Annotated in this window: 8 protein-coding genes; 4 read left to right on the top strand and 4 right to left on the bottom strand. The window is 53.0% G+C overall.

The window, feature by feature from the left end; genetic code table 11:
- The first annotated feature begins 217 nt into the window (after positions 1-217).
- Positions 218-424, top strand: coding sequence for a hypothetical protein (locus M0R70_16460; protein ID MCK9420951.1), 207 nt, complete (start codon positions 218-220; stop codon positions 422-424).
- A gap of 368 nt (positions 425-792) precedes the next feature.
- Here M0R70_16460 and M0R70_16455 read toward each other — a convergent pair whose 3' ends face one another.
- Together M0R70_16455 and M0R70_16450 are read right to left on the bottom strand one after the other, a co-directional pair.
- The gene (locus tag M0R70_16455; protein MCK9420950.1) at positions 793-2,142 is read right to left on the bottom strand and encodes a PAS domain S-box protein; all 1,350 of its coding nucleotides are present in this window, start codon (positions 2,140-2,142) and stop codon (positions 793-795) included.
- Positions 2,143-2,656: 514 nt separating this feature from the next.
- Positions 2,657-3,319 (bottom strand): MOSC domain-containing protein, encoded by a 663-nt coding sequence (locus M0R70_16450; GenBank protein ID MCK9420949.1) that lies wholly within the window; start codon positions 3,317-3,319, stop codon positions 2,657-2,659.
- Between the two features lie 490 nt (positions 3,320-3,809).
- On the opposite strand from M0R70_16450, the gene M0R70_16445 reads away from it, so the two are divergent.
- The 3 genes from M0R70_16445 to M0R70_16435 all read left to right on the top strand — a co-directional run bounded on the left by M0R70_16445 (position 3,810) and on the right by M0R70_16435 (position 9,051).
- The gene (locus tag M0R70_16445) at positions 3,810-7,064 is read left to right on the top strand and encodes a PAS domain S-box protein (GenBank protein MCK9420948.1); all 3,255 of its coding nucleotides are present in this window, start codon (positions 3,810-3,812) and stop codon (positions 7,062-7,064) included.
- Positions 7,061-7,444, top strand: coding sequence for a response regulator (locus tag M0R70_16440; GenBank protein MCK9420947.1), 384 nt, complete (start codon positions 7,061-7,063; stop codon positions 7,442-7,444). Before M0R70_16445 ends, M0R70_16440 begins: the two co-directional genes overlap by 4 nt.
- Before the next feature lie 83 nt (positions 7,445-7,527).
- Positions 7,528-9,051: a response regulator gene (locus tag M0R70_16435; GenBank protein MCK9420946.1), complete on the top strand. Its 1,524-nt coding sequence runs from the start codon at positions 7,528-7,530 to the stop codon at positions 9,049-9,051.
- 203 nt (positions 9,052-9,254) lie between these two features.
- Here M0R70_16435 and M0R70_16430 read toward each other — a convergent pair whose 3' ends face one another.
- Together M0R70_16430 and nrfH are read right to left on the bottom strand one after the other, a co-directional pair.
- Positions 9,255-10,694 (bottom strand): ammonia-forming cytochrome c nitrite reductase subunit c552, encoded by a 1,440-nt coding sequence (locus M0R70_16430; protein ID MCK9420945.1) that lies wholly within the window; start codon positions 10,692-10,694, stop codon positions 9,255-9,257.
- Between the two features lie 42 nt (positions 10,695-10,736).
- On the bottom strand, positions 10,737-11,207 hold the full coding sequence (nrfH, locus tag M0R70_16425) for a cytochrome c nitrite reductase small subunit (GenBank protein ID MCK9420944.1): 471 nt from the start codon (positions 11,205-11,207) through the stop codon (positions 10,737-10,739).
- Positions 11,208-11,356: the final 149 nt, after the last annotated feature.

The raw sequence follows: 11,356 nt of genomic DNA, 5'->3' as shown, positions 1-11,356 counted from the left end.
GTGAAACCCTGTTCCAGGCCGAGGCCCCAGACCTGGCCGAACATGATCAGCTCATGGGTGTCCGTGTCATACCGGAAGATATTCAGCACCGGCATGAGGAAGATGAAGAGGATGAAAGAAACCTGTGTAATTCTGCGATATGTGGACAGTTTCAAGAGGGTATTCTACGATAAGGAGAGGGGAATGCCTATGACGCACGTCATATGGAGCCCCTTAAATGGGTGACACCAAGAGGTTCCTGGCCAACATAGTTATAAATATTCCTCAGGCAACTCCCTCACTTCCTCTTCGGGCGGGGGAGTTTGGTATTTTTAAGGTATCTTCGATAGACTTCATATTCGGACACGTGTTCGCCCCTGGCCTTGATGGAAACGATTTCCAGGAAGAGGTTATGCATCGTCCTGAGTCGTTCCAAAGGCGATAGCTTGAGGAAGGCTTTTCGCTCCTCTTCTTTTCTCATGCCTATAATCGATGTCATGAGCACAGGGTACCAAAGAAAGGGTGAATTTACAAGTTATTTTGATAGGGCGGAACGGCAACCGGCGGGCATTTGGTTAAAAAATAACTTCGTCGGATTTCGCTGTGCTCTACCCGAACTGCGCAACTGGAGCATTCATCTGCAGGAGGTCAGTTTCATGTTACCTTATAGAACAGACGGAGAAATGCCGCTCTGACCTGTGTCATAGAGAGAGTGCAATGAGGTTGAAGGCTTTCGGGCGCATAGGAGTCTATAGGTTCCTATAGGTTCTCTGTGAAAAGGACTAAACTGTTACGGTTCCTAGAATTAGTGCACTACTGATCTTTTGGAAACAGCTTGTCATAGTACTGACCATATAGTTTTTTTGCACACTCAGGGCATATACCGTGGCTGAACTCAGCCTCCGAATGTTTTGAGACATAGGTTTCGAGTTGGCTCCAGTGGCCCTGGTCATCGCGTATTTTTTTACAGGAGGAGCATATTGGTAAAATACCGCTTAATATCTTGATCTTCAAGCGGGCATCCTCGATTTCTCTTTCCGCATTTTTGCGCTCAGTGATGTCCCGTATCATGCTGAAGTATACCGTTCTCCCTTCATACTCCATCAGCCGCGAATTGACTTCCACCGGCATTGCGGTGCCGTCCTTGCGCAGATGGGCGGATTCGAATACTGCGAAACCGTGCTCGTTTATCTGCTTCATGCGATCGGGGACCTGGGGGGCGAACTGCGGGTGGTCAAGCTTGCTGATGTGCAGGGCGAGCATCTCCTCTTTCGTGTACCCCAGCCGCGTGTATGCCGTAGTGTTCGCATCGATGAAGTTGCCATCGAGGTCGATGATGAAGATGCCGTCCCTCGACGATTCGAAGAGATTCCGGTATTTGGCCTCGCTCTGCTTGACCTTCTCATCCGTTTCCTTTCGCCTGGTAATATCCTGAATGGTCCCGATCATAGTGACCGGCTGACCCTTGGCATTAAGTTGCAGTCTGCCCAGGCCGTGAACCCATCGCTCTGCTCCGTCGTTATGCCGGATGATCCGGTATTCCTTGTCAAAAAACTGATGCTTGCCCACGACTTCCCTGGTGAAATAATCCACCATCATCTGACGATCGTCGGGGTGGATCAGCGAAGCCCAGCCGTCCACCGATCGGTCAAATTTTTCATCGATGCCGAAAATGCCGTTGAGAATCACAGAGCTTTTCCATTTACTAGTGGATATGTCCAGGACATAAGAGCCCAAACCCGCCACCATTTGTGCTTCCTTCAGAAAATTCTCGCTCTGCCGTAGTGCCTCTTCCGATTCCCTGCGTTCCAGTTCTCTGGCCGCGCTTATAGCGACTAGTTCCAGCACCGATTCCGCAAGCCCGGCGTCCAGCAGTGGTTTTCGCCCGACAACCGAGATCAGGCCGATCGGTTTCCCGTCGGAACTCCACAGGGTGGTCCCGACATAACTCACCGCCATCATATTCTGGAGCACTGCGTCCTTTGGAAACAAGCCACGCACATCCCGGGGGAAGCAACAGAACGACTTGCCGACTACATCGACGCAGGCGGTATCTCTCAGGGCATGCTCCATATTGTCCTCGAACTTTCCATCGCGGAAAATGGTCACCGTACGAGCCAGAAGCCCGTCCCCCAGCAGACGTTCAATACAAACAAAGTCCATCCCCAGGCTCTGGGCGAGGTATCGAGCCAGTGATTCGAAAAAATCTTCGTTTGAGGACCGAGAACCGAGCTGTAGCAGGAACAACGGGGTTTCCTCGAGTTGCTTGCGTTGTAAGGTATACTTCAAGATTATCCAGTACAGGAAAAAGGGTGAGACCAAGATAGATATTATGCCTTTTGCAATGCTGATTTTCATGCGGACATCATCTGACATTGGGATATTGGTCACGAGTATGTCAGTGCCAACAATCCACAGAATGAAAGCGGATATGTATAGCACAACTATTCTTAATGGGGTTAGTTTTTTTATCATTTGAAAAATAACAATGCTATAATTTGAGCATATAGGAAAGGCGGCGTTCTGCATGGTGCGCAATGGATAGGCGCTATGATAATTCCACAGACTGTGACTTGCCAATGACCGGGAATAGAGCGGTCCGGATAAAGGAGAAAGCCTGGCAGCACTGAGAATAGCCATTCGCACAACTTTTACCCGGAAGATGTCGGCGCATCGTTTACGGTCCGGAAGCGCACTTTTCTCTCATTTCGATAAACGACCGTCTCCAGGACTCGGAAAGAGTGGGTACGGCAAGGACGCGATCAATACCCTCACAATTATTTTTATCATGGTGGAATATATGATTGGCGAAAGATATACTGACACCCCGGGGATCCCGTTGTTCAAGGACCAGTTTGTCCCCCCGCGTGACGACGCCTTCCACCGTGACGCTGAAATAGAAACCCGTGCGGCCGGAGGCGACGACAAGTTTGACCAGCTCGCTCCGCCCGTAGCGCGCGGCAAGCGTGCCGCACGGCTGGCGCGGCTGGCTTATCCGCACCAAGGCGGTACCCAGCCGGAAGAGATCGCCGATACACACGGCGTCCTCGTTCAGGTTCGAGACGGTGAGATTTTCACCGAAGGCCGCGGGGGCCAGCTTGGACCCCAGGACGTTTTCCCAGTAGGGGTAATGGTCCATGCTGTACACGCAGACGGCCTTGTCCGGACCACCGTGATGCTTTCCATCGCCCACACCGTCCACACCCGCAAAACCTGTTTTCCCGAGCCGGAGCGGCCCTGTCACAGGCTCCTTACAGATGCCAGTGACGACCACTGTGTCCGGGAAATGCTCTTTTCGGGGAAGTCCTACGTTCAGGAATTCGACTATCATGTTGCACATGTTGAATTGTACTCCCGGACAGACGCCGGAGTATATGATATATATCATATCCGCGAGCGGCGTATGTGCATTAACATACAAGGGCAAATCATGATTACTTGCTATCAAGATTAAATTTCTTATCACAGATTGATACTTAATAATGAGATTGTTTCCTCAGTGTAAATAAACAAAATCAGTGCAAGTCGGTTTTCTGTCCTCCGGAGGCTGAGCATGAACATGCGGTTTTCACTTTTGCCGACACCGTTGCGGAAACAGCCGCCGGAGGCGTCCGCCGTCGATGTGCGCCCGCAAGGTCCTGCCCTTCAAGAGGTGGACAATGCCTCTTTTTAAATTCAAATCCCTTACCGCCAAATATGTCTTCTTGAGTTTCATCATCGTCTCGCTTTTCAGCGCTTTTATATATGCCACTTTCAATTTCACCATGAGAATTAAAGGTGAAGCCGCTAAGATCAACTCAGCTGGCCAAATGAGGTTCCGTTCCTTTGAGATGGCCTGGAGCATCCAGAGGATAGCGGAAATGGAATATGAGGATAAGTCGACAAGGGCGACCATAAAAGCGGAGCTCCGCAAGGAAATCCGGGCGTTCGATCTGCTCATTGAAGACCTGAGAAATGGCAGCCCGGAGCTCTATATCAAGCCGATCAAGCATTATCAGGTTTCATTGCAGTTTTTCGATGATCTGACAGCCGAGTGGAACAGCAAGCTCAAACCCCTGCTTATGAAAATGGCGGAACTCTCAGAAGAGGAGCCCGAGCAAAAGGCATGGGCGCTGTTACGGGACTACAACGTCCGGATCCAGGGATATGTGCGGGAAATAGACCGGTTTGTGAAGTCCCTCGAACTTTATTCTGATGAGGAGATAAGGCGGTTCGAACGCGTAAGAATAATTATACTCTGCAGCTTTGTGATGGCCGCGATCTTTATCGGCGTGTATTTGCGCAAAAGCGTGATCCGGCCGCTACGGAGGCTTACGCATGCGACAGAAGAAATGGAGCGGGCAAATTTTGATGTACGATTGGCCGTACAGAGCGGCGACGAGATAGGAACGCTCACCAACAGGTTCAATGAAATGGCCGGGCGGCTGAAGGGCCTTTTCACCGAGAAGGCAAGGAAGCTCCGGGAACTCGGCGTGTTGAACACGGTCTCCCATGCGGCAAGCGAGTCCCTCGCGCTGGAGGTCATGGCAGGCAGGATCATAGATGCTATCCTGGACCTTGAGCCGCTGGCCCTGGAGAAAAAGGGCGCAATCTTTTTGAGCGACAACGGCAGAAAGGAGCTGAAGCTTATAGTGTCGCGCAACTTCGGGGACGACCAGATCGCGGGATGCGGCGTGGTCCGGTATGGTGAGTGCCTGTGCGGGATCGCGGCGATGGAGGAACAGGCGGTCCTGTCCAAAAGCAATACGGAAGATACAAGACATTCCAAAGTGTATAGCGGTGCGAAAGAGCACGGTCATGTCATCCTTCCGCTGAAGTCCCGCAACAAGGTGCTCGGCGTCCTGTGCCTCTATCTGCCGGGGGAGACGGGGCCGTCCGATGAAGATCTGCATCTTTATGCATCCATCGCGGACATCATCGCCGTGGCCATGCAGAACGCCATTAACCACCGGCAGGTCGCGATGCTGGCGCAGTCCCTCGACAGCAGTAATGATGTGATAATCATTGCCGATGTTGAAAACAGAATAATTCATATCAATCCGGAGGCACTGCGGCAGCTCGGCTATTCCCGGGACGAACTGATCGGACAGTCCGTCTCCTTTATCCAGTCCCCCGATAATCCTCCCGGGCTTGGTGAGAAAATATTAAAGAAGACCCTGGGCGGAGGGTGGTTCGGAGAGGTCATGAACAGAAGAAAAGACGGCTCAGAATACTTCGCGCTCTTAACGACTTCACCGGTCAAGGACCCGGATGGACAGGTGATCGCCCTGATAGGCATTGCGCGGGACATCACCGAGCATAAGCGGGCGGAAGAGGAATTGAAAAAAAGCGCGGCCCGCCTCATCAATGCTCAGAGGATAGCGCATTTGGGAAACTGGGACTGGGATATCGCAAAAAACAAGGCATACTGCTCCGAAGAGGTCGATCGTATATTTGGGTTTAAATTCGAAGAGTTCGGCAGGACTTATGAAGCATATCTCAATATTGTTCATCCGGATGATAAGAAAATTGTTGAAAAGTCCATGGAAGAAGCGTTCTCAGGGACCAAGCCATTTAGTATGGACCACCGGACCATTTCGCCGGACGGCACGGTGCGTATCGTCCACGTAGAAACGGAGGCCACGTTTGATGAAGCGGGGACACCGGTGCGGATGACGGGGACCATTCAGGACATCACCGAGAGGAGACGCGCGGAAGAAGAGCTCGATCTTCTGCAGAAACTGTCTCTGGCAATAAGCGAGGCGGAAGATTTCAACTCCGCGTTAAATATTGCCATCAGGAAGATCTGCGACGTCACCGGCTGGATATTTGCCGAGGTATGGGTCCCTTGTCGTGACGGCACGGCCCTCGAATACAGCGATATATGGCACAGCGCCCTCAAGGATGTCGAGCGATTCGTCGAAATCAGCAGGAAGGCCGCATTCGCGCCGGGCACGGGGCTGCCTGGCCGCGTCTGGGCGTCAAAAAAGCCCGAGTGGGTGATGGATGTTTCGGTAAACGGCGTGATTTTTCCTCGAGCCAAGGAAGCATTGGAGATCGGCATACGATCGGGCCTCGGGATCCCTATTATCGTAGGAGATCAGGTCCTCGCCGTCCTTGCCTTCTACATGTCCAAGACCCGCGAGAAGGACAGCCATCTGGTCGACCTTGTGTCGTCGATTTCGGCGCAACTCGGGTCCGTTGTTCAGCGCAAGCTTGCGGAGGAGATGATAATAAAATACAACGAAGTGCTTGAAGAAAAGATCAAGAAGCGGACCGCTGAGCTCGAAGTCGCCAAACAGGCGGCGGATGAGTCGAACAGGGCAAAGTCCGATTTTCTTGCCAACATGTCTCATGAGCTGCGGACGCCTCTGAACGCGATCATCGGGTTCTCGTCCATTCTGGTGAACGGCATGTCCGGCCCGGTGACGGACGAGCAGACGGATTTTCTGCGTGATATCGAGAACAGCGGGAAACACCTGCTCACGCTGATCAACGACATCCTCGACCTATCGAAGGTGGAAGCGGGCAAGATGGAGCTGGAACCGAGTGAATTTGGGGTGAAGGACCTGATCGAACGGTGCCTCGTGATGTTCAAGGAGAAATCGCTTAAGCACGGCATCCATGTCGAGTACGCCGTCGAAGAAGCTCTGGAGACCATCATCGCGGATGAAATGAAGATAAAACAGATACTTGTGAACCTCCTGAGCAACGCGTTCAAGTATACGCCGGAAGGGGGCTCCGTGCGGGTACGAGCGAGAAGTGTGGAGAGGGACGAGGGACGAGGGACGAGGGATGAAAAAGAACAATCGTCCGTCGTCATAGCGAGCGAAGCGAGCGGTCGTCCATCGTCCATCGAGATTTCCGTGACCGACACCGGCCCCGGCATCAAACCCGAGGACATCCCGAAGCTGTTTCAGCCCTTTCAGCAGCTCGAGACGACTATTACCAAAAAATATCCCGGCACCGGGCTCGGCCTTAACCTGTGCAAAAAATATGTCGAACTCCATGGAGGCGCAATATGGGTGGAGAGCGAAGTAGGGAAGGGGAGCAAGTTCATCTTTTCAATCCCCATCATGCGGAAAAATAACGCGTGCGAGAAATGAAGGTGGAACGGAAAATACTCGTTGTTGACGACGACACGATGAACCGCAAGCTGTTCCGGTTCCTGCTTCAGGAAGAGGGATACGAGGTCTTGGAGGCCGAGGACGGCGCCGCGGGGTCCAGACTGGCCAGGGAAGTCCTGCCGCACCTCGTCCTCATGGACATCCAGATGCCCTTAATGGATGGCCTGGCCGCGATGAAGGTCCTTCAGGCGGACGAGGCCACAAGGAGCATCCCCGTGATAGCAATAACGTCCTACGCAATGAAAGGCGACCGGGAACGGCTGCTGAAGTCCGGATTTGTTGACTATATATCGAAGCCCATCGACAAGGACGCGTTCATGAGGTCTGTAAAAACGACATTGGAGAGATATCATGGGTGAGGAAACCCCGAGGAAAAACGACAGGCGATGATGAGAGCTCAATTCTCAAATCCGGTTGGAAAGAGCGGGACAGGAGATGTCGTATGATTCCATCAAAACCGAGAATATTGTGCGTTGATGATGAACCCATGAATTTAAAGGTCCTTGAGAAACTGCTCGTCTCGAGCGGGTATGAAGCGGTCAGGGCGGACAACGGCGCAATCGCCCTGGAGGAGATCAAAAAAAACGAAATCGACCTCGTGCTTCTGGACGTTATGATGCCTGAAATCAGCGGCTTCGAGGTGTGCAGGAGGATCAAGGGAGACGAGCGGTATAGGAGCATCCCCGTAGTCATGCTTACGGCCTTGACCGCCAAAGAGGACCGGATCAGAGGGATAGAGGCGGGCGCGGAGGACTTTATCTCAAAGCCGTTCGACACCGGGGAGGTGCTCGCGCGGATCAAGATGCTCCTCAAGATGAAGGCCTTGAGCGACAGGCTCAATTCCGCATACGACAAAATCACCGATTTTATATCCTTCGGCGAGAAGGGCCTGCTGTCATTTGATCCTCTCACCTTCGACTTTATGTCCAAGGTAGACGAAATCGTGAGCCAGCTTATCCGGAAAACACCCGAAATGTCGGGTAAGCCGCAATACGTCATCGTCGGCGTTCCTGATAAAAAGGGCGACTTGCAGTGTCACCAGTACGTATTCATGGACGACCGGTTAAACCGCACACGGATCAAGCATGACGTCCAGCGCTGCCCGGACGCAGCGGGAACGGTCGGTCCGAAGATCATTTATTATAACGAGGCCGACCTCGATCGTCCCGGGCCCCGGGCTTTTGTGAAAGAGCTTGGGCTCTTGCCCGCGATGACGACGAATATGGTGTGTTTTCTCAGCGAGGCCCTCTGCATCGTTGCCGTGAATTACGGCAGGGATGTTACGGCGTATGACGCATCGGTCCTGAACAGCTTCGTTATGCAGAGCCTGGTCCTGCGGTCCCTCTCCGGCCAGATACGCGAGACCGAATCCGCTTTTGAATATACGGTCTATGCGCTTGCGCGCGCGTCAGAGGCGAATGACGAGGACACGGGCAACCATATTCTGCGGGTCGGTGATTATGCCGCCGCCATCGCCGAAGGGCTTGGGATGCCGGAGAACTACGTGGAAGCCATGCGGATCCAGGCGACCTTGCATGATGTCGGAAAGGTCCATGTCCGTCCTGATATCCTGAGAAAACCGGGAAAGCTCACACCCGAGGAATGGGAAGAGATGAGGCGGCATACCAACTACGGCGCAAAGATTATTGGAAATCACCCAAGACTGATCATCGCGACAAAGATCGCCATTTCGCACCATGAGCGATGGGACGGAGGCGGCTATCCCCAGGGGCATAAAGGCGGGCTGATCCCCATTGAGGGGAGGATTGTGAATATCGCGGACCAATATGACGCGTTGCGAAACCGCCGGTCCTATAAGCCCGCATTCGATCATGCAACCACGTACAAGATCATAGCCGATGGCGATGGGAGAACACTTCCTTCGCATTTTGATCCGGACGTGCTGCGAATATTTAAAAAGCTCCATGGCCGGTTCGAGGAAATATACGAAGCGCGCAAAGATTGAAAAATCGTAACTACTCAGGCCAGTTACTGCGCTTTGTCGCAAGGAGCGCAGGGGGCATAGATTATTCCGGCATGAACAGCGTTCGCGGCGCTTCCGCTTCGCCCGCGCCTCCTGGATGTTCGAAGGACCGCAATCGGTTCGGGCAAGCGCGCTCTTATTGCGCCTACGCTCCGCAACAGCCCTGAGTAGTTACGAAAAATCCGCTAAAACTTATCCTGCACGCCATAGGGGTCTTTGAATTCAAACTTCTTGTTGAACACCAGCTTCTTCCTGCCGCGTTCGTCAAGGTATTTCTTCAGTTCGAGGTCCACCGTGATCGGCGCGTCCACGCCTGCCCCGGCCAGGGCCTGGCGCAGGAGCCCCTCGGCCTTTGCGGCAAAAGCAACGGCGTCACCGAGGACCCTCATCGCTTCCGTAGGGTTATGGAAACCAACAGAGTTTTCAGCGCCTACAAATACGACGCGGTAAAATGCCTCGTCGTAGTGGTCCCTGGCCTTGTCGTATAATACCTTATCAATACGCTTTCCCTGCTTCCTGGCTTTATGGGCGATTTCGAAAAGCTTTGCCACGGTTGCCGTGGCATAGCCTGACCGCACCATGAGGGACACAGTCCTGTCCTGGATGGCGATGACCTGTTCTCTCAGCCACTCAGGGCTTTCGGTGTGGCACTGAACGCAGGCCTTCAGATCATTCTTAAGGGGGCTCGTGACGCGATGGTCCGACACTTTGGAGGAGCCGACCCTGGTGTAGGGCATGTGACAGTCGGCGCAGGCGACCCCTGCCTTCCAGTGCACGCTGTTGTTTGAGAACAGCTCGAACTCTGGATGGCGGATGAAGGCCATCTTGAAGCCCGTCACGGCCTGTGTCCATTCACGGTATGAGGCGTCGCTCCTGAGTTTCTTTATAATGTTCTCCACGGATATATTTCCCCAGGCGCTTCCCTGCCATGGAAAGAAGAGTCCCGTAGAATGCATGTCTTTGTCCTTGGGGATGCTGTACGTAACGTGACACTGGGCGCAGACAAGGCTCCGCATTTCCTGGCGCGTGAGCTTCTGGGGGTCGATGCCCATGTCCTTGAGGGCCTTCCCCAGCGTGAATTCCCGCGAGATCCTGAGCGACATGTCCTTGTTGTCGTGGCAGTCGATGCAGGCCACCCCCAGCTTTTTATGCTGTTCGGGTATCATGGCGTGGATTTCCCTGTACGGTTTCGCATAGTAGTCCCTGCCCAGCTCCTTTTCCAGCTTAGGCGCATAGGGGGTCTTGCAGGTCAGGCAGACGCCGCCTGCTTTCACCCGCCCCTCGTCAACGTTCAACTGGTCGACAAGCATGTTGGCATGACCCCGGGGCTCGTTGTACTCGGTCCCGAAGCCCCATCCGCTGAACAGGAGGGCAAGGAACGGAAATTCCGACAGTTTGTCATAACTTATCTTATCCTCGTCAAAGCCTTTTTTGTATTTGCTTTTGCCGGGAGGCGTGGGCTCCTCTGTTTTCTTCCAGAGCTCATACTCCGCGGGGTAGGCCTTGCCCCAAACATCAGGGGATATCTCACTGTCCGAAATGTTCACTGTTTTGACAGTCTGAGCTTTCTGCTGCGAACAGCTTAGAATACCGCCGGTGAGGATACCCGGCAGGAGCAGGAGCATTACGATGATCTTTATTATCTTCATGACAAACCTCTTTCGTTATCAGATCGTTTCTATTGCGCCGCTCCGGGCATGCATGGTCCTGCGGTGGCATTCCCAGCATTTTCTGTTGGGGTTGATGTGCGTCGCGGTCTGTTCGTGGCACCTGATGCAGTTCGCCTGGAGGACCTTTTCCCCGTGCGACGTGAGTTCGATGCGGTCAGGGGCCATGCCGGAATAAAAGAGCGCAACGTCTTTTATGCCGTCGATCGACTTCCAGATATAGTGGGTGACTACGTTGCCGTTCGGCAGGTGACAGTCAACGCAGGTTTTCCTCCGGTGGGCGCCTGAATGTGCCCATGATTCATATGCTCCTTCCATAACATGACAGCCTACGCAGAAGGTCGGCTGTTCGGACTTGGCAAGGAGCTTTGGCGGCCCCAGGAGGAAAAAGATGAGCATGATGACTGTCCCGGCTCCTCCAAGAATGAAGGAGAGGATGGTTTTTTTCGACTTAAACAGGACTATATTCATTTTCCCTCCCTAACCCGCATTACGTAATGTCAAAATCTCTGCTTTTAATTTTCTAATTTCTTGTACATCTCAATCAGTTACATCGAAAAAGCTTGCCTCCCCCCAGAAAATCAGCTAAAAGTAGTGTTCAGACAGCTTCAAGGGAGAGT

The sequence above is a fragment of the Nitrospirota bacterium genome (assembly GCA_023229435.1).
GTDB lineage: Bacteria > Nitrospirota > UBA9217 > UBA9217 > UBA9217 > JALNZF01.
This window is presented reverse-complemented; position numbering and strand designations above follow the sequence as displayed.

What these genes read in the sequence shown, in the direction of transcription:
- M0R70_16460 (MCK9420951.1), top strand. Translation starts at nt 218, where the DNA reads ATGGGTGACACCAAGAGGTTCCTGGCCAACATAGTTATAAATATTCCT.
- M0R70_16455 (MCK9420950.1), bottom strand. Translation starts at nt 2,142, where the DNA reads ATGGACTTTGTTTGTATTGAACGTCTGCTGGGGGACGGGCTTCTGGCT.
- M0R70_16450 (MCK9420949.1), bottom strand. Translation starts at nt 3,319, where the DNA reads ATGTGCAACATGATAGTCGAATTCCTGAACGTAGGACTTCCCCGAAAA.
- M0R70_16445 (MCK9420948.1), top strand. Translation starts at nt 3,810, where the DNA reads ATGGCCTGGAGCATCCAGAGGATAGCGGAAATGGAATATGAGGATAAG.
- M0R70_16440 (MCK9420947.1), top strand. Translation starts at nt 7,061, where the DNA reads ATGAAGGTGGAACGGAAAATACTCGTTGTTGACGACGACACGATGAAC.
- M0R70_16435 (MCK9420946.1), top strand. Translation starts at nt 7,528, where the DNA reads ATGATTCCATCAAAACCGAGAATATTGTGCGTTGATGATGAACCCATG.
- M0R70_16430 (MCK9420945.1), bottom strand. Translation starts at nt 10,694, where the DNA reads ATGCTCCTGCTCCTGCCGGGTATCCTCACCGGCGGTATTCTAAGCTGT.
- nrfH (MCK9420944.1), bottom strand. Translation starts at nt 11,207, where the DNA reads ATGAATATAGTCCTGTTTAAGTCGAAAAAAACCATCCTCTCCTTCATT.